The organism is Actinomyces sp. oral taxon 849 str. F0330 (assembly GCF_000239715.1).
Lineage (GTDB): Bacteria > Actinomycetota > Actinomycetes > Actinomycetales > Actinomycetaceae > Actinomyces > Actinomyces johnsonii.
The window spans coordinates 218,750-243,542 of the sequence record NZ_JH470349.1 but is presented as its reverse complement, the minus strand read 5'-3'; the positions used below and the strand labels follow the sequence as shown (position 1 = coordinate 243,542).

The window sequence follows — 24,793 nt, the reverse complement described above, 5'->3', positions numbered from 1 at the left end:
CGCGGCGGCCGGTGGACTCCCAGCTGAGCGCCTCACGGGGATCCCAGGAGTCTGTGGGCAGGTTCACGACCGCCCGGTCCAGGGTGCGGGCAACCTCACGAGCCGAGTGCGGCCGGTCGGTCGGCTTCTTGGCGAGCAGCTTGAGGACGATCTCGCGAACCTGCGGCGGAACGGTGTCGGGAAGGGCGGGCACCTCCTCGTTGACGTGGGCGAAGGCGATGTCCACCTGGGTGGCGCCGCTGAAGGGGCGACGCCCCACCAGGGCCTCGTAGGCGATGATGCCCAGCCCGTAGAGGTCGCCGGCCGGGGTGGCCATGTTGCCCATGGCCTGTTCGGGGGCGAGGTACTGGGCGGTGCCCATGACCATGCCGGAAGCCGTCAGCGGGCGTTGGTTGATGCCCGTGGAGATGCCGAAGTCGGTGAGCTTGGCCAGGCCCTCGCGGTTGATGAGGATATTGGAGGGCTTGACGTCGCGGTGGACGACGCCGGAGTCGTGAACGACCTGAAGGGCGCGGGCCACCTGCGCCAGAACCGGCAGGATCTCGGCCGGGGACAGGGTGCCCTTCTCGGCGATGATGTCGGACAGGGCACGGCCCTGGACGAGCTCCATGATGAGCCAGCCGGTACCGTCCTTCTCTCCGGAGTCCAGAACGACGGCGAGATTGGGGTGGCGCAAGCCCTGGGAGTTCCTGGCCTCCGCGCGCAGGCGGGACAAGAAGATCTCGTCGCCGGTCAGCTCGGGGCGCAGGATCTTGGCGGCCACGGCCCGGCCCGAGCGCAGGTCAGTGGCGCGCCACACCTGGCCCATGCCTCCCAGGGCGATCTGCTCCACGAGCTCATAGCGCCCCTGAAGCTGGAGCCCGGCAACCGGTTTCACTGGTCCACCGCCGCATCGATGACCTGGGCGGCGATGGGACCGGCCACCTTGCCCCCGGTGGCGTTGTCCTCGGTCTCGGCGTTGCCGTCGAGCACGACGGCCAGTGCGATCTGGGGCTTGTTGATGTCGGTTCCGGCGAAGCCCACGAACCAGGTGGTGGGGCCGGTGTCCGAACCGGTCTCCGCGGTGCCGGTCTTACCGGCCACCTGGACTCCGGCCACCTGGGCGGTGCTGCCCGTGCCATCGGTCACGGCGGTCTGCATGAGGGAGGACAGGGACTTGGCGGTGGCCGGGTCGATCGGGGTGCGGGCCACCTTCTTGGAGGTGGTGTCGACCTCGTTGAGGTCAGGGTCCAGAGTGCGCGAGACCAGATAAGGGGTCATCTGCTCCCCGTTGTTGGCCACGGTGGCCGCCACCATCGCCATCATCATCGGCGTGGCCTGCACCGAGGCCTGGCCGATACCGGCCATCGCCGTCTGCGCCTGGGAGTCGTTGTCCGGGTAGGTGGACGGAGTGACGGTCAGCGGAATGGAGAGCTTGGAGTCGAAGCCCCAGTTGTGGGCCTCCTCGGCGAGCTCCTCCTCGCCGACGTCCATGGCCAGCTGGGCGAAAGGCGTGTTGCAGGACTGGGCGAAGGCGTGGGAGAAACTCGTCCTCCCGCCGCAGGACTCCCCGCCGTAGTTCTCCAGGGAGTGGCTGGTGCCCGGCAGGGTGATGGTGTCGGGGGCATCGACCTCCTGATCCGGGGTGATCTTGCCGGTGCGCAGGGCCGCCGCGGTGGTGATGATCTTGAAGGTGGACCCCGGCGGGTAGCGGTTGCCTGCGATGGCCCGGTTGTCCAGCGGTCGGGAGGAGTCCTCGCTAAGGGTTGTGCTGATCTCGGTGACAGCGTTCGCGTCATGGGAGGCGAACTGATTGGGATCGTAGGAGGGAGAGGAGACCATGGCGAGGATGGCTCCGGTACTGGGGTCCAGAGCGACGACGGCACCTTCGCGGTTGCCCAGGGCCTCATAGGCCGCCTGCTGGATCTCGGGGTTGATGGTCAGCTCGACCGCGCCGCCCTTCTGCGAGCCGCCAGTCACGAGGGTCTTGATCCGCGAGGAGAACAGGGAGGGGTCGTCCCCGTTGAGCACGGAGTTCGCCTCCCGCTCCAGGCCCGTCATGGAGGCGAAGGCGGGCGAGAAATAGCCGGTGACCGGAGCGTAGAGCGGCCCGTTGGCGTAGACCCGCTGATAGTCCTCGGAGCCCTGGCCATCGTCGGATTTCTCGGTGCTGACGATAGTGGTCTTGTCGGCGAGGAGGATCGGGCCGCGGTCGGTGCCGAACTCTCGGTTGACGGTGCGGGAATTGCGTCCGTCGGAGTTGAGGGCGCCGTTGGAAGACAGCGGCTCCCAGATGGCGGGTCGGGCCAGGCCCTGGACACTGGTGACGGACAGGGACAGTGCGGTGAACATGACCAGTACCAGGAAGGCGACTTGCCGGATCTGTCTGTTCATTGCTGCTGCCTCCTGTCGCTGTCATCAGTGAAACCCGGCGCGCGCGATGAGCGCAGCGTCTCCCCATCCGGTGCCGTGCGCGGTGGAGGAGGCGCCTCCGGGCTGACGGTGACCGTGGGGAAATCGTCGTCGGGCGCAATGTGGTCCTGAGGCGGGTAATAGGGGTCCCCGGGACTCGGGGCCGCCGCCGGGGGCCCGTAGTCTCCTGCGCCGGTCGGTTCGGCGCCGGAGACGTCGTCATAGCCGTCCTGGGGGGCGTTGGCGGGGACGTCGTCGACGGCGGCGCCCTCGGCCGGTTCCTCGGCTCCGGCGTCCTGGACCCGACGGCGCAGGGAGACCGGCAGCTCGGCCGTGTCGATGATTCGTGGAGCGTGGGTGGCCGGACGGCGGGCGGCGTCGGACAGGCGCAGCAGGAGGGCCAGGATGGCCCAGTTGGCGATGAGCGAGGAGCCGCCGTAGGCCAGGAAGGGCAGGGTGAGTCCCGTCAGCGGGATGAGCCGTGTGACGCCGCCGATGACGACGAAGATCTGCAGGGCGATGGCGAAGGACAGGCCGACGGCGAGGAGCTTGCCGAAGCCGTCGCGCAGCAAGACGGCGGTGTGCAGCCCCCTCTGGATGAGGACGAGGTAGAGCATGAGGATCGCGAGCGTTCCGGTCAGGCCCAGCTCTTCGCCCAACGAGGCGAAGATGAAGTCGGAGTTGGCGAAGGTGACCAGAGTCGGTGAGCCCTTGCCCCAGCCTGCTCCCATGAGCCCGCCGGTGGACATGCCGAACATTCCCGTCAGCAGCTGCCAGGAGCCGCCTGCGGCGTTGTACACAGCGTCGTCGGTGGCGTGGAGCCACCCGTTGATGCGCTGTTGGACGTGGTGGAGGTGAGTGGCGGCGAACCAGGCCGCCGGGAGGAACAGCGCGGCGCCAATGAGCAGCCAGGAGGGCCGGTCGGTGGCCACATACAGTACGACGACGAACAGGCCGAAGATCAGGACCGAGGAGCCCAGATCCTTCTGGAGGACCAGGACGCAGATGCTCACGCCCCACACGATGAACAGGGGTCCCAGGTGCCGGGCGCGCGGCAGGCTCATCCACAGGAACTTGCGGCCCGCCAGGGCCAGGTTGTCCCGGTTGGCCACCAGGTAGGAGGCGAAGAAGACCGCGAGCAGCACCTTTGACAGCTCGGCCGGCTGGAAGCTCATGGGGCCGATCCGGATCCAGATCCGGGCCCCGTTGATGCTCTGGCCGATGAAGGGCAGGAACGGCAGGATCAGGAAGACCAGGCCGGACCACATGGCCCAGCGGTCCCAGCGCCGCAGGCGCCGGTAGTCGCGTAGCAGGAAGAGCACGGCGCAGAAGAGGATGACGCCCAGCAGCGTCCAGACCAGCTGCTTAGACCCGACGTAGAACTGCCACTGCTCGTTGACCTCATAGGCCAGATCCAGGCGCTGGATCATGGCCAGGCCGATCCCGTTGAGGGCCACCGCCGCCGGCAGGAGGACCGGGTCCGCCCACGGGGCGGTGTAGCGCACCCACAGATGCATGAAGATGGTCAGACCGAGGAAGGCGCCTCCCAGCATGACGGTCTGCGCGGGCGAGGAGCCGGTGCGGTTGAGCGCGGTGAGCACGAAGCCGCCCAGGCCGAGGACCAGGGCGACGCCGAGCAGCGCTGCCTCCGCCCACCGGCCCGAGCGTCTCGCGGTGCCGGCGGGCTGGATCGTCGCAACGCCCGCGGGGGCGCCCAGGGGGCCTGGAGCAGCGGTCATCTCATTCCTCCTGCCCGGCCTGGTCGGGCTGAGCCGGTTCGGCGGGCGCCTCCGGAGTGGGAGCGGGAGCTGGCGCCGCAGTGGGGGAGGGTGTGGCGGTGGGGGTCGAGGGATTCTGCCGGGGGGCGGCCTGCTTGAGGTAGGAGCGGACCGTCTTGTCCACGTAGGTCTGCGCGTCGCTCATCGACTTCTGGGTGACGGTGGCCTCCAGGCGCTCGCGGATGTTGTCATCGAGCTTCTCCACCGGCAGGTCCGCGTAGGCCTTGACCGAATGACTCAGCTTGAGGGGACCGATGGACTGGGGAATGCCCTGGTAGATGGCGACCTGGCCGTCGTAGGTGGAGACGTAGTAGCGGGTCTGGGTCCAGCGGTAGAACAGGGCGCTGGCACCGACGAGCGTGACGATCAGAACAAGGCCTCCCACCAGCACGCGGCGTCGGTGGCGCCGTCGGGCCTTCTCCTGGGTGGCGGCCTCGGCGGCAATGGCCTCGTCGACGTCGGAAGAGTCCTTCTTGGACGTGGACTCGGGCTGCTCCTCCAAAGTGGCCATGAGGGCCGCAGCCTTGGCGGCGGGGCTGGCCCCCTCGGTGTCCTTGGTCTCGGTCTCGCCCCCGGTCTTGCGGTGAGCGGCCGCCGCGCGCTCCTGGGCCAGGCGCTCGGTGGCGGCGCTGCCCACCACCTGCGGGACGGTTTGGGGTTCGGGGTCGTCCTTGACGACGTCGAAGACGACGGCGGTGACGTTGTCTGGTCCGCCGGCGCGCAGCGCCAGGTCCACGAGTTGGTCGGCGGCCTGGCCGGGGTCGGCGACGCCGGCCAGGACCTCCCCGATGGTTTCGGCGGTCACCGGGCCGCTCAGGCCGTCGGAGCACAGCAGCCAGCGGTCGCCGGGAACCGCCTCGCGAATCGACTCGTCGAGCTGGACCTCTCCCTCGGTATCGCCCAGGACGCGCAGGAGTACCGAGCGCTGGGGGTGCTGGCGGGCCTGGTCGCGGGTGAGACGCCCGGTCTCGACGAGGTACTCCACGAAGGTGTGGTCGGTGGTGACCTGGGTGAGGGTGCCGTCGCGAAGCATGTAGGCGCGCGAGTCACCCACGTGGACCATGGCGAGCTTGTTGCCGCTGCGCATGACGCCGATGCAAGTGGTGCCCAGACCGGCGAGGTCGGGATCCTGGGAAGACAGGGTGACGAGCTCGGTGTGAGCGGCCTGGACTGCTTCGCGCATGAGACCCAGCAGCTCACCGGCCTGATGGGAGTCGGCGTCCAGCGGCATGAGGTGCTCGATGGCGACCGCCGAGGCGATGTCTCCACCGGCGGGTCCGCCCATCCCGTCGCACAGCAGGCACAGGTGGGGGCCGGCGTAGCCCGAGTCCTGGTTGGACTGGCGGACCAGGCCGACGTCGGAGCGCGCGGCGAAGCGCAGGGAGATGGTCATGAGCGCAGCTCCAGCGTCGTTTGGCCGATTCTGACAGGAATGTTCATGGGGAGCTCCACGGCGCCGTGCACGGGGCGGCCGTCCATCATAGTTCCGTTGGTAGAGCCGAGATCCTCCAGCCACCAGGCGCCGTCCTTGGGGAAGACGCGGGCGTGGCGCGACGAGGCGTAGGAGTCGTCGAGGACCAGGGTGCACGAGGGCGAGCGGCCGATGATAATCGACGAGGGGCTCAGGGGCACGGTCGAGCCGGCCAGGGGGCCCTCGGTGATGACCAGACGCGTGGCGCTACGCCGTCGGCCCCGCGGGGGAGGACCCGCGGGCTGTTCGGGAGCACCTGCGGAGCGCCGACGCGCAGGGGATGCGGTGGGGGAATCGGCCATGTCGCGTCGCATGACGCGCACGATGAGGTACAGGAAAAACCACAGCAGGACCAGGTAGCCCAGCCGTAGGATCGTGAAGGCGAGTGCGCTCACCCGTTGACTCCGCTGTTCTGGGTGCCGTCCCAGAACAGAATCTGGGTGCGGCCGATGGTGAGGGTATTGCCGTCCACGAGTGTGACGGCGTCGACGCGTTGGCCCTCGACGAAGGTGCCATTGGTGGAGCCGAGGTCGCTGGCGATGGCGTTGCCGTGCGTCAGACGGATTTCTAGGTGACGCCGTGAGACGCCGGAGTCGTCGACGATGATGTCCGCCTCCGAGCCGCGTCCGATAACGGTGACCGGGCCGGTGAGGAGGTAGCGCTGGCCGTTGATGTCGACGATCGGGTGTGCCGGGGAAGCGGTGGCCGAGGCAGCCGGGGCGGCGGCGCCGCGCCGCGTGGAGGACTCGACCTCGATGGCTGGGGCGTTGGGGGTGTTGTTGACAAGGAAGGAGACCTCCACCGGGCCGACGAAGGAGTAGCCCTGGTCGGCGGCGTGGGAGGTGGCGACCTCCTCCATCTGACGCACCATCTCGTCCTGACCCCAGGCCGTGATGCGTTCGATGCTCGGTGGGGTGAGGTGGATGCGGAAGATGTTGGGGACCACTGAACGGTCGCGCGCGAAGGACGCGGCGCGCTTGTCCATGGTCTCGCGGAGCTTCGAGGCGATCTCGATGGGCTCGATGTCGTCCGAGAAGCGGGACATGGCGCGGTTCGTGACGTTCTCGACGCCCTTCTCGAACTTGTCCAGGAATCCCATGGACAGTACCTCCCCCAATGTGGTGTGGCGGCCCCCGGGATGGAGCCGGGAGGCGGGACTGTCCCGCCTCGCTATGGGCCTGCACGGACACGGACCTGCATGCAGGCCGATACCGTTCCCATCGTAACGGTATCGAAGACATTGCAGGGAAGACGGCCCTGCCTGTGTGAGGTAATTGTGTCGTGAGCGGTCTCACGGTCCGATATGGGGTAGAGGATTGGACGACGGTGGGGGTGGGAGGCTAGTCTCATGCTCGCTTCTCGCGCGAGTGGCGGAATTGGTAGACGCGCACGGTTCAGGTCCGTGTGATCTTACGATCATGGGGGTTCGAGTCCCCCCCCGCGCACGCAAGGGATAAGGCCCGGGCCACACGGCCCGGGCCTTTCGCCGTCTCCGTTCTTTCCGCTCTCCGCAGCGGCGAGCGCCGTCGTTGGGGCTATCGGCTCCTCCAATGCGGCTCAGCCGTCCCGGCGAGGCTCAAGGGGCTCAGATCGAGGCGGGCCGGGGGTGCCGGCGGCGCAGCAGGTACCAGGCGGCCAGGGCGCCGGCCCAGGCGCCCACGGCGTTCTGTCCGACATTGGCCAGCGAGGGCCGCCGCTCCAGCATCGGCAGGAGGCTCTGGAGCACTTCGGCGCTCAGTCCGATGACGCAGCCCACGAGCGCCCACATCCACCAGGGGATGTCCCGCCAGCCCGCGACGGCGCAGAAGGTGGCCGGTGCCAGCATCACCAGGTTGAGGACGACGTCCTTGCCCTCCGAGCTGAGGAAGGCCGGCCCCAGCGAGTCTTTGAGCTCGGCGACCTCTCGCCCCGAGGGCCACACGACCGCAATGCAGATGATGATCAGGAGGATGACCGCCGCGACGCGGGCGATCCGCTCGTGGGTGGTGACGGCGGGGGTGACAGTGTTGTCAGGGTTGTCAAAGCTGTCAGGGCTGTTGGTGGGGTGGGTGCTGTCGGCGTCGGCGGAGGTCAGGGCTTGGGGGGTGGGCTGCTGGGTGGGCACGCTCACGACGCTACCGCCCGCCCTTCGAGGACCCCGGAAGGCGGGCGGTAACGATCCGAGCACAGGGGGTGTGCCCAGGGCTCAGCAGCAGCCGGTCGAGATCTCTGTCTCCGCCCGCCTGGCCCGGGCGCGCCAGAACTCGCGCTCGCTCATGGGGCCGTGCCCCGATTCGTGTCCCGACCCATGGGCGCTGTCGGGGCCGTTCGGGCAGTCGGCGTGCTCGCGGGCGTACCGGGCCAGGTAGCGGTCGTAGGCGGATTCTCCGGTCATGTCCCGCCACAGGATGCGTGCCCGAGCCAGGGCCTCACGTGCCCGGCGGCGGGTGCCGGTCCGTGCCGTCGGTCTTCTCTCCGACTGCTCTGCCGGCTGCGTCATCGGACCGGTGCGCGTCATGACTTCTCCGCGTGGGCCTTGTGGGGGATGAGGGCCGGATCCCCGACCTGCTCGTACTCCTGGGAGACCTTCTTCATGAGCGAGGAGGCGATCATTGTCTCGGGCGCGTAGAAGTTGGACTCCTGGTACGGGTCCTCCGACGTCGTCGTGTCCCGGGTCCGGATCGTCTGAATGATGCGGATGAGGGCGCACACCATGACGAAGGCGACCATGACCAGGAAGACGATCGACAGTGTTCCCTGGATCATCGTGTTGCGCGCGATCGCCCGCTGCTCTTCGATGCCAGCCGGGTCGGTGAGCGTTTCCAGTTTGGCCAGGGCGTTGCGATGCTGCTGGAAGTAGCCCACGAGCGGGTCGTCGGAGAAGATCTTCTGCCACGACGCCACGAAGGTGACCGTCGTGTCGAAGACCAGTGGGATGGCCGGGATCCACACCCACTTCGTGTAGCCCTTGCGCACGACCATGACGGTGACCACCAGTAGGGCCACGGCCGCGATGAGCTGGTTGGCGATGCCGAACAGCGGATACAGCGTCTGGATGCCGCCGCGGGGGTCGGTCACGCCCATGAGGAGCAAAGCGCCCCAGGAGGCGACGACGACGGCCGTGGTCCCCCAGGCGCCCACATGCCAGGACGGGTCCTTGAACTTGGGGAAGGCGTTGCCCAGCGCGTCGGAAAGCTGGAAGCGGGCCACGCGGGTGACGGCGTCGACCGCCGAGAGGATGAACAAGGCCTCGAACATGATGGCGAAGTGGTACCAGAAGCCCATCATGGCGCGTCCGCCGCCGATCTGGTGGAGGATGTGGGCGATGCCCACCGACAGGGTGGGAGCGCCTCCGGTGCGCGAGACGACGTTGGGCTCGCCGACGTCGCCGGCCAGGCGTTCCAGAGCCTCGGCGCCCGTGTAGGTTTTGGGGTTGCCCTGATCGTCCCAGGAGTCCCACTCGGGGTTGAGCTTGCGGCCCTGGGCGTCGGTGACGCCGAGCTTGGCCACGGCGGCCTCGGCGAGCTTCTCGCAGTGGTGCTCGGGGTCATTGTTGGTGTTGCAGGGCTGGGCGTCGACGATCTCGGGGCCGGCGAGCTTCTCCATGGTCGCGGTCGAGGTGTTCATGGAGAAGTAGATGCCCGGGCTCAGCGAGACCGCGGCCGCCAGCGCCATGATCGCCACGAAGGACTCCATGAGCATGCCGCCGTAGCCGATCATGCGGACCTGGGTCTCCTTCTCCACCATCTTGGGACTGGTGCCCGAGGAGACCATGGCGTGCATGCCGGACAGGGCCCCGCAGGCGATGGTGATGAACAGGAAGGGGAAGAGGGTGCCGGCGAAGACCGGGCCGTCGGTGTTGAAGGCGAATTCGGTGACGGCGGCCATCTCCACCAGGGGGCGCACGATGATGATGCCCAGGGCCAGGATCGTGATGGTGCCGACCTTCATGAAGGTGGACAGGTAGTCGCGCGGGGTGAGCAGGACCCACACGGGCAGGACCGCGGCCAGGAATCCGTAGACGATCATGGCCCACACCAAGGTGGTGGGGGACAGGTGCAGGTAGTGACCGAGGGAGGACTCGGCCACCCAGCGCCCGCCAATGATGACGGCGATGAGCAGGCCGAAGCCGACGAAGGAGACCTGAGTGATCTTGCCGGGCTGGACGAAGCGCAGCCACAGGCCCATACCGATGGCGATCGGGATCGTCATACCCACCGAGAACACGCCCCAGGGGGAGGCCGCCAGGGCGTTGACGCAGACCATGGCCAGCACGGCCAGGACGATCATGAGCATGACGAAGACGACCACGGTGGCCACGATGCCGCCGATCTTGCCGATCTCGTCGGTGGCCATCTGGCCCAGTGAGCGCCCGCCGCGGCGCATCGAGAAGAACAGGACGAGCATGTCCTGGACCGCGCCGGCCACGAGCACGCCGATGATGATCCACAGGGTGCCGGGCAGGTAGCCCATCTGGGCCGCGAGGACGGGGCCGACCAGCGGACCGGCGCCGGCGATGGCCGCGAAGTGGTGGCCGTAGAGGACGACGCGGTGGGTGGGGTCGAAGTCGCGCCCGTTGTTGATGCGCTCGGCCGGGGTGGCGTTGGTGTCGTCGGGGCGCATGATGCGCCGCTGGATGTAGAGGGCGTAGAAGCGGTATCCGATCGCGTAGGTGCACACGGCGGTGACCACGAACCAGATGGTGTTGACGTGCTCGCCGCGCACGACCGCCAGCATCCACCAGCCCAGAACGCCCAGGGCCGTGATGACCACCCACGTGGCGATCCGCGCGGGTGTCCAACGATTGTCAGGACGTATGCCGACAGGAACGCCGTCGGCGTTCCGAATGATCCGCTTCTCCTCCTGCTCCGTGTAGGTGGGCAGCGAGGCTTCTTTCTGAGGCATCGGGGTTCCGTTCTCGTCGTCGAGAAAAGGTGTGGCGTCATCGTCTCCGGTGACGGCCCCAGGGTATTCCTCCTGGTTGCGGAAGGGAAGCAATGGCGAGTCCGGCGGCGGCGCGCTCGTCTTCCGCCCCTGGCATCCGTCCTATTTATCCTACTTATTGGGTGCTCCTTCTGAGCGCTACTGTCCGGCGTCACGCATGACGTCGCCCAGGTCCCGCCGCGGACTGGGCCGCGCGGCGCGCTCGGTGTGGCCCACGCGGAAGGCGAGCAGGCTCTGGCTTGCCGGGACGCCGGTGGCGGCGGCCCAGCGCTGCGAGAACCGGTCCGGCAGGCCCTGCGTGGCATCGCGGGCGATCCGCTCGGTCACCTGATTCATGTGGTGCAGCCCGAGTCCAGCGGCGGTCGCGGCCAGGTGGACGTGCTGGAGCAGGCGGCCGCCGTCGAGGCGGTTGCGGGGATCGTCGACGTCGTTGACCCGGATGATCCCGTAGGTGCGGGCAGTGGCGGTATGGACCTCGCGAGTGCTCTTGACCCAGAAGTCGTCGGAGGCCTCGCGCGACTGGGCGGGCAGGATCTTGGCCGCCACCAGCATGGTGCTGCTCAGGCCCTGGCAGTCGAGAGTCAGGCCGTCGCGGTGGGCGTCGATCTGCGAGCGGTCGTTGCGGAACCAGGCGAAGGAGTCCGCCGACATCCGCGCGTCGTCGGCGATCGCCTGGGTGGCCTCGACGTATAGGTCACCCAGTCTCGCGACGGCCGATGCCTCAGTGACCCAGACGAGCTGAGCGCCGTCCGGGGCGGCCTCGGTGAGCGAGTCGAGGACGGCCTGCTCCAGGGTACTGGCGGTGAAGGGGCCGCGATACGTGTGACGCCGCGGGATCGGCGGCCGGAGTCCTTTGAAGCTGAGTCTGTTGAGTCTGTGCGGTCGGGCTCGGAGCTGTCGAGACCGATGCCTGAAGGGTCGGCAGGGGACATCATGCGTGGTCTCCGTTGTCGGCGTTGGTGGGAAGGTGTAGGGCGCGGCGACCGGCCTCGGTCAGGTGCGGTTCGATGATGGCGCGCCCGTAGCACTGGGAGTCGATGCGGGCGTCGTCGACGATGCTGGCGAAGGGCTGGGCGGTCTCCGAGATGAGCCAGAGCAGGCTCACGAGGTCACGGATGGTGGTGGGTGGGGCCGGTGGGTGCAGGAGCCCGGCATCGATGATGCGCTCGACGGCGCGGACGAACTCGTCGCGGCGGGTGGTGTAGCCCTGGCGGTAGGCCTTGGCCAGGACCGGGTCGGTGTGGAGAAGGGGGAGGAGGTCGCGTAGGAAGAAGGCATAGGCCGGGTCCGGCTGCTGCGTCTGGGTGGTGCGGTTCCACAGTGCGCGTAGGGCGTCGACCGGTTCGGACACCTGCTCGGTGGGGATGCGCATGCGCTCGGCCCACTCGTCGAACAGGGCGCGGACGATCTCCGCCTTGGAGCGGAACCAGTAGTACAGGTTCCCCGGGCTGATACCGGTCTCGGCGGCGATCTGGTTGGTGGTAACAGGGTCGATGCCGTGCTGGGCGAACAGGTGACGGGAGGCATCCAGGATCTCGGTGCGGCGTCGGGCCGTGCGCTTGGGGCTGCGTGGGGGTCTTGAGGGCTTGGGAGAGGAGGAGTGCGTGGGGACGTCGTCGGGCATGGAAGTACTGTAGCCATTTTTAGAGTAAAAGCTCTAAAAATGGCGGTGGAGTGTCCCGCGGTGTCCATGTGATGCCTGCAGTTCCCATATGGATACCCGACGTGTCACAATGAGAGGGAGCCACCCGGCTGCCACCGGATGACTCCCGAAGGGGCATCAGCTCCGGAGGAGCTGAATCAAGCCGACAAGAGCTCCGACGGCGGCTGCGAGGGCGCTAACCATCTCGCACCACGTCGGGGCTCTGTGCTGTCCGGCATCCTTCGAGGCTGCGTGCCGAGGGCGGTACCTTCTGCACATTCCCTTCACCTCCTCCCGGTGGGTCGACACCCTGCTGAATCAAGCAGGTGACAGGGGCGACTCGCCGTGGAAGGCATCCTTACTATGGCACCTCTCGGCGACACATATCTGTGCTCGGCTGGGACCTGTGCCTGGATCAGTGGGCGGGGCATGCTGGGCGTTCTGGGCGTGCGGCTACCCTGACGTCGTGTCCGTGCTCCATCCCGCCCTCGACGTCCTCGCGCAGGCGCCGATCCTCACCGTCTTCCTCGTCATCGGCCTGGGGACCGCCGTCGGGCAGATCCCGCTTGGGCCGATCCGCTTCGGGGCCGCCGGGGCCCTCTTTGTGGGGCTGGCGGTGGGCGCCCTCGACCCCCGCCTGGGCGCGAACCTCACCTTGCTGCGAAGTCTCGGCCTGGCCCTGTTCTGCTACACCGTAGGCCTGGCCGCCGGCAACACCTTCTTCCGCAACCTGCGCAAGCAGCTGCCGCTCATGGCCCTGTGTGTCGTCGCGCTCGTGATCGCCGGCGGGGCGGGCGGCCTCTACTCTCATCTGGCCGGCGTGAGCCCGGCGATGGACTCCGGCGCCTTCGCGGGTGCCCTCACCTCACCGGTGCTCGACGCTGCCATCGAGGCGGCCGGCACCCAGGAGCCCGCCGTCGGCTACGCCCTGGCCTACCCCGTGGGCGTGGCCGTCGCCATCCTCATCGTGGCCGGGGTCGTGGGGCGGTCCTGGCCCGGGCGCCACGACCCGCGGCCCGCCAGCGCCGACGGCATCACCGCCACCAGCGTCTACCTGCTCCAGCGGGTGGCCCTCGGCGAGATGGAGGCCTTCAAGGAGGGGCGCATCCGCATCTCCTACCTGGAACGCGACGGCGAGACCCGAGTCGTCAGCCCCGGTGAGGAGCTGTTGCCCGGGGATAAGGTCGTCATCGTCGGGGCGCCGGCCGCCGTCGAGTCCGCCATGCACGACTTGGGCACCGGGCTCAACAAGTGCCTGGCCAAGGATCGCAGCGTTGTCGACTTCCGGCGCCTGACCGTCTCCTCCACGCGCGTGGCCGGGCGCACCATCGCCGAAGTGGATATGCCCGGGCGCTTCCAGGGCGTCATCACCCGCGTCAAGCGCGGGGACCTCGACCTGCTGGCCAGCGAGGACCTCGTCCTGGAGCTCGGCGACCGCGTGCTGGCGGTCGTCCCCAGCGACGAGCTGGAGAAGGCCGCCGACTGGTTCGGCGATTCCGAGCGCTCCATCGCCCAGATCGACGCCTTCTCTGTGGGCATCGGCATGGCGCTCGGAGTGCTGCTGGGGCTGGTCGCGATCCCGCTGCCCGGTGGCATCACCCTGCGGCTCGGGGTGGCGGCCGGGCCGCTCGTCGTCGGCATGATCCTGGGGTGGGTGGGGCGTACCGGCCCCTTCGTATGGGGGCTGCCGCACGCCGCTAATGCCACCATCCGCCAGCTGGGGCTGTTGTTCTTCCTGGCCGCGATCGGGTTGGCTTCGGGGCCGGACTTCGCGGCGTCGGCCTTCTCGACAACGGGGCTCAAGGTGGGGGTGCTCGCCGCGCTCGTCGTGGCGGTCAGCGCGATCGTCCTGCTGGCCGGGGCGCGCTGGGCCGGGGTCTCCGCGCAGCGCGCTGCTGGCGGCCTGGCCGGGCTCGTCGGGCAGCCCGCGATCCTCGCCTTCGCCCTGTCTAAACGCGACGATGAGCGCATCGAGGCCGGCTACGTGACCCTGTTCGCCCTGGCCATCGTCGTCAAGATCGTCATGGTCCAGATCCTCGTGGCGCTGTAGATACGGATCCTGGCGGTGCACGGGCGAGCGCTTCTTGGGTCACCGGATCTGGGTCGAATCGGCCCGGTGGTGTCCAAATCGGTGACAAAGAAGCCTGCGGCCCGATCATGCCGTCAATAGAACCGCGGAATCATGCGGTTTCTTTGTGGCGGTGTGCACGTAGAGCCCGCCTTTGTCACCGATTTGGACACGTACGCCTCTGTCGCGACCTGCTGAGGCCGCGCGATACAGGCCGATGCGGACGATCAGTCGGCGGCGTCGCGCTCGGCGAAGACTTCGCGGGCCACGAAGGTGGCGTTGAGCGCTCGCGGGAAACCGGCGTAGACCGAGGTGTGCAGGATCGCCTCGACGATCTCCTCGCGGGTCAGACCCACGTTGAGCGCCGCCCCGATATGGATCCTTAGCTGCGGCTCGCAGCCGCCCAGGGCCGTGAGCACACCGATTGTGACGAGCTGGCGGCTGCGCGGGTCGAGCCCGGGGCGGGCGTAGACGTCCCCGAAGCCGAAGGCGGCGATGTGGTGGCCGAGCGCCGGACTGATGTCCGCCAGGGAGTCGATAACGGCCTGGGCCGCCTCGCCGTCGACTGAGCGGGCGACCTCCAGGCCGCGCTCGCGCCGGGCCAGGTTCTCGGGGCTGTTGACGTCGTCCTGGGGGTGAGTGTTCTCAGTGGTCATGAGGGGTTCTCCTTGTCAGTGTCGATGTTGTGCGTGGTGGCCTGCTCTTCTAGCTCCCGCGTGTAGGCGGCGATCTTGTGCTCGGTGGCGGCCAGGGCGAGCCGGAGCTCATCGATCCGGGTGTGCAGAACACTTCGGTGCTCGGTGAGCATGGCCAGGCGCTCGAGTACCGTGTCCCGACCGGCCTCGATCATGTCGACATAGCGCTGTAGGTCGCTGATTGTCATGCCCGAGGTGCGCATCCGGGTGAGGAAGACCAGGCGCCGTACGGCCGCGGCGTCGTAGCGGCGGTACCCGGAGGCGTCGCGCCCAACCCGCACGAGCCCGATTCGCTCGTAGTAGCGCAGAGTGTGGGCGCTGATGCCCAGGCGGTGGGCGGTGGTCGCAATGTCCCAGCCAGTCGCGTCGGGCCACCCCTCCGGTCCGATGTCGTCGCTGGGCGGGACGGTGACGAGCCGCAGAGCCTCGCGGAGCCGGACATCGTCGGGCTCGCTGCCCGGGATGGTCGCGTTGGTCATGACGCAGACCGTAGGGCTTTGAGTGCGCTCGAAGGCAAGAGCGTCGGCGCGGTGGCCCGAGCGATGCAGCGGGGCTAGCCTGGCCGCATGCTCGTCGCCTTCTCCGTGTCCCCGACCACCACCGAGGCGCCCGACGGCTCGGTCTCCGAGGCGGTGGCCCGAGCCGTGCGCGTGGTGCGCGACTCGGGACTGCCCTATGAGACGACCTCGATGTTCACCACGATCGAGGGCGAGTGGGACGCGTGCATGGACGTGGTCAAACGGGCCTGCGAGGCGGTCGCCGAGGTAAGTCCGCGCGTGGCGCTCGTCCTCAAGGCCGACATCCGCCCCGGCTGGACCGGCCAGATGACCGCGAAGGTCGAGCGCGTCGAGGCCCGCCTGCGCGAGGCTGACTAAACCGACATTTTCTTCACAAACGACGCGGCTCCGGGTCATCTATGAAGAAAATGTCGGTGAGCCCGGCTATGAGACCGCCAGGTCCTCAAGCCATTGCTCGATCGGGCGCGGCCGGAGTCCCAGGAGCTCCTGGGCGCTGCTGTCCTCGGCGATGGTGTTGCCATCCTGCGCGTTGAGCGCCCGGTAAAGCTCGAGAACCGGAGCCGCGGCCGGCCCGAAGAGCGGCGTGATGAGCTCGCCGAAGGCCTCCGGTGTGATGTCCTCGAAGCGGACCTCGCGGCCCAGGTGGCTGGAGAAGGCCGTGGCCAGGTCCGGTCCTGTCAGTCCGGGCCGGTGGCCGACGCCGACTGTGCCCGTGGTGGGGGAGGCATCCGTGAGCAGGCTGACGACGACGTCGGCCACGTCCAGGTGCGAGCTCCAGGAGACAGGGAATGACGCCGGAAGCGGGTAGCGCAGCACACCCTCTTGACGCGCGGGGTCCACGACGACCGGCAGGAGAAGGTTCTCCAGGTAGAGGCGTGGGGCGACCACGGCCGTGGGGACGCCGCTTCCGGTCACGCCGTCGATGAGCGTCATGATGGGGCTGTCCGCGGTCGCTTGCAGCGGTGAGCCCGGCTGGTCGACGATCTGCCCGCTGGTGGAGATGACGACGCGGCCGGGGCGGGCCTGGGCGACCGCCTCGACGACGGCCCGGGCCTGGGCGGCCGCCGCCTCGGGTGCGCCCATGGGCAGGTGGACGAAGACGCCGTCGGCGCCCTTATAGGCGGAGGCGAGGGAGGCCACCGAGGCCAGGTCGACCTGCCGGGCGACGATGCCGTCGGGGACCGCCTCAGGATGGCGGACCGCTGCGATGGCGGTGCGCCCGGCGGAGGTCAGAGCGGACAGGATGGGAGAGCCTTGAGCGCCCGTGGCGCCATGAACGATGTCAGCCATGACGCCATTAGTGCATACGATGCATCAGTTACGTCAACTGCACTATTGGGGTAGGTTTCGATGTTATGAGCGAGGTCGATCTTCCCGAGTGCGGGGTGGCGAGGTTCCTGCTGCTGTTCGACGGGCCGTGGGCGACGCTCATCGTGCGCGAGCTCATGCATGGTCCGCAGCGCTTCGGGGAGCTGCGCGCCGCCCTGCCGGGGATCAGCGCGCACACACTGACCAACCGGCTGCGGATGTTTGAGTCACGTGGGATCGTCAACCGGAACGCCTATCCCGAGGTGCCGCCCCGCGTGGTCTACGAGCTCACCGACCTGGGCAGGAGCCTGCGGCCGGTACTCGACGCGATGTATGAGTGGGGTATCAGCTGCCCGACGTCGGCTTTTACACCTCGGCCCGATTCACGCCGGTGAGCCTCGGGGCTGTCAGTGGATCAGCCCAGGAGGGCCAGGACGACCGCGGCGCTGCGGGCGGCGGCCTCCTCGGCCGCGATGTGGAAGTCCTGGCCCGCCTCCGGGCCGCACAGGTCGGACACGCCGCGCACCGAGACGAAGGGGATGCCGGCGCTCGCGGCCACCTGTGCCAGTGCCGTCGATTCCATGTCCGTGCTCAGTGCCGTAGGGAAGACCTCGCGGGTGTCGGTCACGTTCGCGGCCGTGATGAAGGAGTTCCCGGCCAGCATTCGGCCGACGTGCAACCGGGCCGATCCGGACGAGGCCGTGGCGCTGCGCAGGGCCGCCGGTCCTACCTGTTCCAGGCGGTCCAGGAGGGCTGGGTCCCCGGCGAAGGTCTCCGGCTGACCCGGGGTCTGGCCGCGGACGTAGCCGAAGGCGGTGGCGTCGGCATCGGTGTAGGCCAGGTTCGCCGAGGCGCACACATCGCCGACTTCGACCTGTCGACCGAGCCCACCGGTGGTCCCCGCCGAGACGACGGTGCCGGGGCGAACCTGGGTCAGGACAGCCGCCAGGGCGCTCGCGGCCGCCACGAGCCCGATGCCGCTGCGCACCAGGATGAGCTCGCGCTCGTCGCCGGGAAGTTGGAGGGACCAGGCCTGCGCGGAACCCGGCAGAGTCGGCGGCTGGGCTCCCGTGCGCTCGGGCAGGGCGTCCACGAAGGGCTGGGCCTCCTCGGCCATGGCGCAGGAGACGATCACGGCGGCACTGGTGCGACTCACGCGCCGAGCCTACAGAGGCCGCCCGAGCCCTGAAAGTGTCCAGATGGGACGACTTTGGTGGTTGGTCGGATCTGGTGTCTGGAAGTAACAGGGCGATGACCTGGGCTTTTGTAGACCGCGGTGCGGCTGCCGTGATTCAAAGTCGTCCCATCTGGACAGATTCGCCGCATGGCAGCTCTGTTGAGGTCGTTCCCCTGAGGACATGCTGCAGTCATACGTCCGTGGGTCGAGAGTCGGAACGGCTGACTCCTGGGGCGGGCAGATGCGGCAGACTGCGTCCGCCGATGATCCATGTGGCGACTTTCCCGGTTTGTCTGCCGTGCCCGTCCTGCATGGAACCTATGGGGTGAGGGCGCCATCGCCCCGCCTGGAGTGGATGATCGGGGTGATCCCCATGCGCATGGCGATGGGGGCAACAATTTCGACCGTGCTGTGCTGGAGGACCTGTCGGCTGGTTAGGTGCAATGGGACGTGGCGTGCGCTGATTGCGGCCTGGTCGCGCAGGTGGTCGTGCTCCCAGTCGAGACGGGAAGAGTGGAAGGCGTAGCCGTCCGTCTCAATGAGAAGCGTCGGGTGGCTGCCTGCTCGAAGTGCCTTGGTGCCGGGCGTGAGGCCGGAGACGAGGTCTTGTGGGTGAGCTGTCAGCACCAGGTCCACCTCTCCGACGCCGGGGACGGACACTGCCGTCGCTGGCCGGTATCCGGCCTCTTCCAGCTCGTAACGGGCGATCGTCTCCAGGAGAGAGCGAGCGTCGGGGCGCGAGCGCGACACAAGCTTGCGGGAGCGGCGGTTCCGCGGACCCTGTAGGAGGCTCTCGAGCTGAGGGCGGGTAGTCAGACCAAGTCGAAAGGCTGCATCGAGTGCGATGAGTGCATCAAGCTCATCCGCGCAACGCAGGTAACAGATGAGCGCCTGCTCCACGGGTGCCACCGGTGCTGCATCTGCGGCGGGGAGAATGAGGCCACTCAACCGATGGGTGACGACGCGCCCGATTGCGTCCGGTATGTGGCCCTGGTTGCAGGGTATGGCGATATGCAACGTTGTGGGCGCTGATTGCAGCGGTAGGCCGTAGTGCTGCATCGCATGGGCGCAGGTGATGACACCCCTGATGCGTCGGCAGAGGATGAAACGAGGGTCGGCGCTCTTCAGCGCGGCCACGTGGTTCGGGTGAAGAGTGATGAGCCCATCGGCGGCGGCTCGGGTAACAAGACGACGTTCGGTCCGCGTGCTGCACAGCGTGCTCAGGCGCGCTGCTCCCTGGTGAGCGGCGAGACTCGCCAGCAGCCCCTCGATTCTGGATGACTTATCCATACGTAAATGATGTCAAACATCATCAAAATGTGTCTCGCTGGAGTGGGGGGTGTGGATTGAGGTGTGTCCGTTTTGTCCAGATGGGACGACTTTGGTGGTTGGTCGGATCTGGTGTCTGGAAGTAACAGGGCGATGACCTGGGCTTTTGTAGACCGCGGTGCGGCTGCCGTGATTCAAAGTCGTCCCATCTGGACAGATTCGCCGCCTGGTGGCTCTGTTGAGGCGCTGTAGAGAGCGTGCAGCGGGAGTCGGCTGGTAGCTGTGGCCTTCTGTCGCCGGGGATGGTGTCGATGTGCACCTTGTGTGGGGGCGGAATCCGTCGCTTCGCCAGGAGGCAAGCTCTGGTGTGGTGCGATTCAGGAGTTGTCGATTGCGTCGGATGTGCTCAGCCCGACGATGACCGCCTCAATGAGGTCGCGCAGCCTAGTGCTGTCGATGTTCTCGGCGATCGAGTCCATGAAGAGCAGGCTGACGATATCGGCCAGGTTCGCCGTGGGAACGGTGGGGCGGCGCCCCATGCGGGCGAGAACCTTTTCGACCGTCCCGGACAGCCTGGCGGTGAAATCGGCGCGAGCTGTTCCGGGGATCGCCGGGCTGCCGGGGTTGCGCAGCTGGAAGAGCGAGTACTCGGTGGTCAGCAAGTAGATGGTTCGGGCCTCGGGACGGATGGCTTCGAGCAGCTCCATGAGCGAGTCCATCGTTGGGGCGCCCTCGAACGAGTCGATGGCCTGCGTGACCTGCGACAACAAGGTGTTGGATCGCATGACGATGGCCTCGGTCAGGATGTCCTGGAGTGAGGAGTAGTTGGAGTAGAAGGCGCCCCGGGTGAAGCCGGCCTGCTTGACGACGTCGTCAATGCGAGTGCTGGCGATGCCCTTGGAGGCGACGATGTCCGCGGCCGCCTCGATGAGACGGGCGCGGGTGTTCTCCCGCTTGCGCAGCGTGCGCTCGGCGGCGGGTGAGTTGGTGCTCGGTGTCATGAGACTGCCCACCTTACCGGTGTAGCGGGGGTGTGGGGAGTCACAACGATCCAGGTTTCAATACATATTCGTATCCAGTACGTTTTTGTATCGAACTTGATCATCCCCGTGCCTTCTGAAAGGTCTTTCATGTCCGCCTTCCTCCTATCCGTGGGCCGGTGGTGCGCCCGTTACGCCAGCCGGGTCCTCGCTGCCTGGGCACTGCTCATAGCCGCCCTCGGTGGCGTCGTGGCCACCACCGGCATCCAGCTCGACGACACCTTCACCATCTCCGGCACCGAGTCGATGCTCGGCCTGGAGGTCCTCTCCGATCGGCTTCCCCAGGCGGCGGGCACGAGCGAGCAGGTCCTCATCACGAGCTCTCACGGCCGTATCGAGAACCACGCCGAGGCCGTCAACGCCTTCGCTCTTCGGGCCTCGCAGATCGACGGCGTCGCCATGGTCTCCCCGCCTTTCGGGGATCAGGCCACGGGGGCGGCGTCAACCGTCTCCGCTGACGGCGCCCACGTCCTGGTCCAGGTGCAGGCCGACACCTCGGTCGGCTCGATCACCACCGGAACCACGCCGAAGGCCAAAACCGTCGCCAAGGACCTCGACACCCTGGCCGAACGCACCGAGGCCATGGACTCGTCCCTGACAGTTCAGCGCAGTGGCAACATCGACCAGGAGGTGGGGATCGGCATCTCCGCCGTCGAGCTCGTCGGCGTCGCCATCGCCGCGATCGTCCTGCTCATCACCTTCGGTTCCTTCATGGCTGCGGGTACCCCGCTCATCGCCGCCGCCGTCGGTGTGGGCGTCGGCATGCTCGGCATCCTCGCGACGGCGAGCATCACCGACATCAACTCCACCACCCCGGTCCTGGCCGTCATGATTGGGCTGGCAGTCGGTATCGACTACGCCCTGTTCATCGTCTCGCGGGCACGCGAGTACCTCGCCGATGGTGTCGATCCGGCCGAGGCCGCCGAGCGGGCCACCGCCACCTCCGGAGGAGCTGTCGTCTTCGCCGGAACCACGGTCATCGTGGCCCTGTGCGGTCTGAACGTGGCCGGCATCAGGTTCCTGACCACGATGGGACTGGCCTCGGCGGCAGTCGTGGCGGTGGCCGTACTCGTGGCGCTGACGGTCGTCCCCGCTTTGATCGGCATTCTCGGCGAGCGTCTGCTCCCGCGCCGCCGCAAGGCCGCCGATGACGGCGCGGACGCGGACCGGAGGCCAGCGTCCCGCTGGGTGCGCGCAGTGACCCGCCGCCCCTGGACGACCATCGGCGCCGTCGTTGTCCTCCTGGGACTGTGCGCCATCCCCGCCAGCGGCCTGCGCCTGGCTCTGACCGACAACGGCTTCGCCGAGAAGGGATCGCAGCAGCGCGAGACCTACGACGCCGTCGCCGCGGCCTACGGCGAGGGCTACAACTCACCCATCGTCGTGATCGCCGACGTTTCTCAGCCCTCCGATTCTGTAGCCGCGGTCCAGGGCCTGGCCCAGGAGCTCTCCCAGCTCGACGGCGTCGAGGGAATCTCCCTGGCCACTCCCAACCAGGACGGGACCCTCGCCTTAGTCCAGATCCGTCCCGAGAAGTCCCAGGCCGACCCCGCCACGATAGAGCTGGTGCACGACATCCGCTCCCACGCCGGCGACTACGAGAGCCGTTACGGACTCACCGATGTCATGGTCACCGGCCAGACCGCCGTCGCGATCGATGTTGCCGAGGAGCTCAACGCCGCCCTCATCCCCTTCGGCGTCGTGGTGGTGGGCCTGTCGCTCATCCTCCTCATGGTCGTCTTCCGCTCCATCGCCGTTCCCCTGACCGCGACCCTCGGATACCTGCTGTCGCTGGGGGCGGGCATGGGCGCCGTTGGCGCCGTCTTCGGCTGGGGCTGGGCGGCCGACCTCCTGGCCGTCTCCAAGGTCGGCGCCGTCATCTCCTTCCTGCCGGTCATCGTTATGGGAGTCCTGTTCGGGCTGGCCATGGACTACCAGGTCTTCCTCGTCTCGCGCATGCGCGAGGAGTGGACCCGACGGCGGCGCAGCGACGCGACTCCCGAGGCCCGCCGTGAGGCGGCCGTGGCGGCGGTCAAGGCCGGGTTCCTGGGCAGCGCGAAGGTCGTCGTGGCGGCGGCCGTCATTATGGTCGGCGTCTTCGCGGCCTTCGTCCACACTGACAACGTCTACGTCAAGCCCATCGCCCTCGGTCTGACTGTCGGGATCGCCGCCGATGCCTTCCTGGTGCGCATGACCCTCATTCCCGCGCTCATGTCGGCACTGGGGGAGAAGGCCTGGTGGCTGCCGGCATGGCTGGACCGGCTGCTCCCGGTCGTCGACGTCGAGGGGGAGAACCTGGAGCACGCTCTGGAGCAGGAGGCTGCCGATGCCGACCAGTCGGCCCGACCGGAGACGGACTCTGTGGATGATCAGGCCGAGGAGATGGAGACCACTGCGGTGTCCTGAACCTGGCGCTCGCGGTGGCCGGCAAGGGCGGGTCAGGCGGGAAACCGCCTGACCCGCCCTTGCCGGCATCGTGCTGCCTCGCCGAACCCCGTGGCCTACGACGGCCTACTGGCCTGTGCCCTCATCGTCCCGGGAGGCCGTGGCCGCGGTGACGGCCGCGGCCGGGTTGATGGGCAGTGCCCGGGGCGACTGGTCGCGGCGCAGCAGGAAGTTGCCCAGCCGGATCGGCCAGGCCACGTGGTTGATCCGCGGCCAGCGCAGCATGACGTAGTCCACGGCGTCATCAACCTCCAGGCGCCGCGTCGAGTTGCCGACCCGCACCCACAGCGCCGCTCCGTCGCGTCCCTTGGCTGGCTTGAGGTAGACCGGCAGCGGGGACGGGGGCGCGGTCACCCGGCACACCTCCGCGGTCCCGTCCGGCGTGGGCGCGAAGTCCACCTGCGGCAGTGCGGCGGCGTTCGTGCCCATGCGCGTGCGCCACATTCCGCGCAGCCACAGCTCGAAGCGATCGGCATCGGGCTGCTTGAGGGTGGAGTAGTCAGGGCCCAGGCCGATGAGGGAGCCGTCGTCCGCCACCCCGAGCAGGAGCGTGCCGCCCGCGGAGTTCATGAAGGCCGCCACCGTCTTGGCCACGACCTCCTCCATCGCCTCATCGCGCTTGTCCGTGCGCAGGTTCCAGCGCGCTGAGGACTTGAACTCCAGACGGTCTGACTCGCCCATCTGAGCGACCTCCGCGATCGGCTGCAGCGTGCGGTGGCACTGCAGGCGCGCCAGGACCGCGGAGGTCACGATCAGTACGACGGCCGCCACGCCGCAGGAGGTCACCAGCATCTTGACCGAGAACAGGTCGCCCTCGTCGAAGAGCCAGCCCGCCAGCAGCAGCCCCAGCCACAGGCCGACGAGCGCGATGAGGGTGGCCGCAGCGTCCGAGACGGTGACCCGCCCACGCAGCAGGAAGCGCGTCGCCCGCCCCACCAGGTAGGACAGCAGGAGCAGCAGCGGCTGAGCGACGACCCACCAGATGAGGACGGGGTTGGCGGGATTGGTGATGGTGACGGTCTCGATGCTTTCCACGGACTTCACGGCTCTCTGCGGATCGGTGCCTCGCGGCGCGGACAGGGGCGGGGCTGCGGCTGCAGGGTACGGTCGGTGCCGGACCGGGCTCGGTGACGGGGCTTGACGACGCGCGGCCTTGGTGCCTCACCCTTCCGGAACAGGGGTTGCCGGGTCGTTAGGGCACGGCCGGACGGTGGCCCGATCAGGCGGTTCGGGCTTGTCAGGCCATGACCCGCGTCCACTCCTCGCGGTCGGCGAGGAAGCCGCGCACTGCCTCCTGGGCCGCGGTCAGCGAGTGATTCGCTCCCCAGCCGCACTGGACCTCGTTGGCCGCGGGCACCTCCTCGGCATCGAGGAGGTCGCGGAAGGTCGCCTCCAGAAGCGGCAGGAACTCCTCGGTCTCCACCCCCAGCATGAGGGCGTAGAAGCCGGTCTGGCAGCCCATGGGGGAGAAGTCGATGAGGCGGTCGGTGTGGTTGCGCATGAGCTCGGCGCTCAGGTGCTCGATGGAGTGCACGGCCTCCATCTCCAGGTGCTCGCGGTTGGGCTGGCAGAAACGCACGTCGTACTTGACGAGCACGTCCCCGCCCGGCAGCTCCTTGCGGTCGGCCACGCGCACATACGGCGCGGCGACCTTGGTGTGGTCCAGGTTGAAGGACTCGACGTTCATCCTCGGCGTGCTCTGCTCGCTCGTCTCGCTCATGGGGCCAGCCTACGGGGCGGGTACAGGGCAGGATGGGGGCATGACTCCACTGTCGCGCATCGTCTCGGGGCCCGACGGCGCCCCCACCCTGGTCCTGCTCCACGGCATCACCGGCTCCGCGGTCTCCCTGGCCGAGGCCATCGACCACTGGGTGGAGCGCGGGTACCGGGTCGTCGCGGTCGACGCCCGCGGGCACGGCCTGTCCCCGCGGTGGACGCAGGCCCGGCTCGAGCGGGCCGGGGAGGTCCTCGTGGAGGACCTCATCGACGTCCTGGAGGAGCTTGCCACCGCCTCACGCGGCCGGGCCGCGCTGGGGCTGCCGACACCGCCCGCCCCGGTCGTCATCGG

The 24,793-nt window shown here is 68.3% G+C and carries 24 protein-coding genes and 1 tRNA gene; 6 read left to right on the top strand and 19 right to left on the bottom strand.

The annotated features are described in order from the left end of the window. The 6 genes from HMPREF0975_RS03085 to HMPREF0975_RS03060 all read right to left on the bottom strand — a co-directional run. Positions 1 to 877: serine/threonine-protein kinase (locus HMPREF0975_RS03085; protein WP_009232668.1), on the bottom strand; the 877-nt coding region annotated here is incomplete at its 3' end. Beyond that, a complete protein-coding gene (locus HMPREF0975_RS03080; RefSeq protein WP_009232667.1) occupies positions 874 to 2,373 on the bottom strand; it encodes a peptidoglycan D,D-transpeptidase FtsI family protein in 1,500 nt (499 codons plus the stop codon). The genes HMPREF0975_RS03080 and HMPREF0975_RS03085, both read right to left, overlap by 4 nt. Beyond that, entirely contained in the window at positions 2,370 to 4,130 is a 1,761-nt protein-coding gene (locus HMPREF0975_RS03075) for an FtsW/RodA/SpoVE family cell cycle protein (RefSeq protein ID WP_009232666.1), read from the bottom strand. The genes HMPREF0975_RS03080 and HMPREF0975_RS03075 overlap by 4 nt, the downstream gene beginning before the upstream one ends. A 1-nt stretch (position 4,131) precedes the next feature. After that, on the bottom strand, positions 4,132 to 5,562 hold the full coding sequence (locus HMPREF0975_RS03070) for a PP2C family protein-serine/threonine phosphatase (RefSeq protein WP_009232665.1): 1,431 nt from the start codon (positions 5,560 to 5,562) through the stop codon (positions 4,132 to 4,134). Next, positions 5,559 to 6,035, bottom strand: a complete 477-nt coding sequence (locus HMPREF0975_RS03065; protein WP_009232664.1) for an FHA domain-containing protein FhaB/FipA — start codon at positions 6,033 to 6,035, stop codon at positions 5,559 to 5,561. Before HMPREF0975_RS03065 ends, HMPREF0975_RS03070 begins: the two co-directional genes overlap by 4 nt. Beyond that, positions 6,032 to 6,739, bottom strand: coding sequence for an FhaA domain-containing protein (locus HMPREF0975_RS03060; protein ID WP_009232663.1), 708 nt, complete (start codon positions 6,737 to 6,739; stop codon positions 6,032 to 6,034). The genes HMPREF0975_RS03065 and HMPREF0975_RS03060 overlap by 4 nt, the downstream gene beginning before the upstream one ends. Positions 6,740 to 7,001: 262 nt before the next feature. Here HMPREF0975_RS03060 and HMPREF0975_RS03055 point away from each other — a divergent pair. Next, a tRNA-Leu gene (locus HMPREF0975_RS03055) sits at positions 7,002 to 7,085 on the top strand. A 140-nt stretch (positions 7,086 to 7,225) separates the two neighbouring features. On the opposite strand, the gene HMPREF0975_RS03050 is transcribed toward HMPREF0975_RS03055, so the two are convergent. The 5 genes from HMPREF0975_RS03050 to HMPREF0975_RS03030 form a co-directional block, all read right to left on the bottom strand. Next, positions 7,226 to 7,750: a VanZ family protein gene (locus tag HMPREF0975_RS03050; RefSeq protein WP_009232662.1), complete on the bottom strand. Its 525-nt coding sequence runs from the start codon at positions 7,748 to 7,750 to the stop codon at positions 7,226 to 7,228. A gap of 75 nt (positions 7,751 to 7,825) precedes the next feature. After that, a complete protein-coding gene (locus tag HMPREF0975_RS03045; RefSeq protein WP_009232661.1) occupies positions 7,826 to 8,137 on the bottom strand; it encodes a CstA-like transporter-associated (seleno)protein in 312 nt (103 codons plus the stop codon). After that, the gene (locus HMPREF0975_RS03040; protein WP_049939405.1) at positions 8,134 to 10,524 is read right to left on the bottom strand and encodes a carbon starvation CstA family protein; all 2,391 of its coding nucleotides are present in this window, start codon (positions 10,522 to 10,524) and stop codon (positions 8,134 to 8,136) included. The genes HMPREF0975_RS03045 and HMPREF0975_RS03040 overlap by 4 nt, the downstream gene beginning before the upstream one ends. Positions 10,525 to 10,701: 177 nt before the next feature. Next, positions 10,702 to 11,214, bottom strand: coding sequence for a hypothetical protein (locus HMPREF0975_RS03035; RefSeq protein WP_009232659.1), 513 nt, complete (start codon positions 11,212 to 11,214; stop codon positions 10,702 to 10,704). Positions 11,215 to 11,494: 280 nt separating this feature from the next. After that, positions 11,495 to 12,187 carry a TetR/AcrR family transcriptional regulator gene (locus HMPREF0975_RS03030; RefSeq protein WP_009232658.1) on the bottom strand — a complete coding sequence of 231 codons (693 nt, stop codon included), beginning with the start codon at positions 12,185 to 12,187 and terminating at the stop codon, positions 11,495 to 11,497. A gap of 484 nt (positions 12,188 to 12,671) precedes the next feature. On the opposite strand from HMPREF0975_RS03030, the gene HMPREF0975_RS03025 reads away from it, so the two are divergent. Next, a complete protein-coding gene (locus HMPREF0975_RS03025; RefSeq protein WP_049939362.1) occupies positions 12,672 to 14,255 on the top strand; it encodes an aspartate:alanine exchanger family transporter in 1,584 nt (527 codons plus the stop codon). Positions 14,256 to 14,500: 245 nt separating this feature from the next. Here the strand turns inward: HMPREF0975_RS03025 and HMPREF0975_RS03020 are convergent, their stop codons facing one another. Together HMPREF0975_RS03020 and HMPREF0975_RS03015 are read right to left on the bottom strand one after the other, a co-directional pair. Then, entirely contained in the window at positions 14,501 to 14,929 is a 429-nt protein-coding gene (locus HMPREF0975_RS03020; protein WP_009232656.1) for a carboxymuconolactone decarboxylase family protein, read from the bottom strand. Next, a complete protein-coding gene (locus HMPREF0975_RS03015; protein ID WP_009232655.1) occupies positions 14,926 to 15,447 on the bottom strand; it encodes a MerR family transcriptional regulator in 522 nt (173 codons plus the stop codon). The genes HMPREF0975_RS03020 and HMPREF0975_RS03015 overlap by 4 nt, the downstream gene beginning before the upstream one ends. An 87-nt stretch (positions 15,448 to 15,534) precedes the next feature. Here HMPREF0975_RS03015 and HMPREF0975_RS03010 point away from each other — a divergent pair, with 87 nt between their 5' ends. Next, complete coding sequence (locus HMPREF0975_RS03010; RefSeq protein WP_009232654.1) at positions 15,535 to 15,843, top strand: thiamine-binding protein; 309 nt, start codon at positions 15,535 to 15,537, stop codon at positions 15,841 to 15,843. Positions 15,844 to 15,909: 66 nt separating this feature from the next. Here HMPREF0975_RS03010 and HMPREF0975_RS03005 read toward each other — a convergent pair whose 3' ends face one another. Further along, positions 15,910 to 16,776 carry an NmrA family NAD(P)-binding protein gene (locus tag HMPREF0975_RS03005; RefSeq protein WP_009232653.1) on the bottom strand — a complete coding sequence of 289 codons (867 nt, stop codon included), beginning with the start codon at positions 16,774 to 16,776 and terminating at the stop codon, positions 15,910 to 15,912. A 65-nt stretch (positions 16,777 to 16,841) separates the two neighbouring features. On the opposite strand from HMPREF0975_RS03005, the gene HMPREF0975_RS03000 reads away from it, so the two are divergent. Beyond that, entirely contained in the window at positions 16,842 to 17,189 is a 348-nt protein-coding gene (locus HMPREF0975_RS03000; protein WP_009232652.1) for a winged helix-turn-helix transcriptional regulator, read from the top strand. Positions 17,190 to 17,209: 20 nt separating this feature from the next. Here HMPREF0975_RS03000 and mtnN read toward each other — a convergent pair whose 3' ends face one another. The 3 genes from mtnN to HMPREF0975_RS02985 all read right to left on the bottom strand — a co-directional run bounded on the left by mtnN (position 17,210) and on the right by HMPREF0975_RS02985 (position 20,241). Continuing rightward, positions 17,210 to 17,950 (bottom strand): 5'-methylthioadenosine/S-adenosylhomocysteine nucleosidase, encoded by a 741-nt coding sequence (gene mtnN / locus HMPREF0975_RS02995; RefSeq protein ID WP_009232651.1) that lies wholly within the window; start codon positions 17,948 to 17,950, stop codon positions 17,210 to 17,212. A gap of 339 nt (positions 17,951 to 18,289) precedes the next feature. Beyond that, on the bottom strand, positions 18,290 to 19,261 hold the full coding sequence (locus HMPREF0975_RS02990; protein ID WP_009232650.1) for a hypothetical protein: 972 nt from the start codon (positions 19,259 to 19,261) through the stop codon (positions 18,290 to 18,292). A gap of 356 nt (positions 19,262 to 19,617) precedes the next feature. Continuing rightward, positions 19,618 to 20,241 carry a TetR/AcrR family transcriptional regulator gene (locus HMPREF0975_RS02985; RefSeq protein ID WP_009232649.1) on the bottom strand — a complete coding sequence of 208 codons (624 nt, stop codon included), beginning with the start codon at positions 20,239 to 20,241 and terminating at the stop codon, positions 19,618 to 19,620. A gap of 129 nt (positions 20,242 to 20,370) precedes the next feature. Between HMPREF0975_RS02985 and HMPREF0975_RS02980 the strand changes: the two genes are divergently transcribed. Further along, positions 20,371 to 22,686, top strand: a complete 2,316-nt coding sequence (locus HMPREF0975_RS02980) for an MMPL family transporter (RefSeq protein WP_009232648.1) — start codon at positions 20,371 to 20,373, stop codon at positions 22,684 to 22,686. A 105-nt stretch (positions 22,687 to 22,791) separates the two neighbouring features. Here the strand turns inward: HMPREF0975_RS02980 and HMPREF0975_RS02975 are convergent, their stop codons facing one another. Beyond that, on the bottom strand, positions 22,792 to 23,760 hold the full coding sequence (locus HMPREF0975_RS02975; protein ID WP_009232647.1) for an AlbA family DNA-binding domain-containing protein: 969 nt from the start codon (positions 23,758 to 23,760) through the stop codon (positions 22,792 to 22,794). Between the two features lie 202 nt (positions 23,761 to 23,962). Continuing rightward, positions 23,963 to 24,445 carry an S-ribosylhomocysteine lyase gene (locus HMPREF0975_RS02970; protein ID WP_009232646.1) on the bottom strand — a complete coding sequence of 161 codons (483 nt, stop codon included), beginning with the start codon at positions 24,443 to 24,445 and terminating at the stop codon, positions 23,963 to 23,965. 40 nt (positions 24,446 to 24,485) lie between these two features. Here HMPREF0975_RS02970 and HMPREF0975_RS02965 point away from each other — a divergent pair. Next, a partial coding sequence (locus HMPREF0975_RS02965) for an alpha/beta hydrolase (protein WP_009232645.1) occupies positions 24,486 to 24,793 on the top strand: 308 nt, incomplete at its 3' end.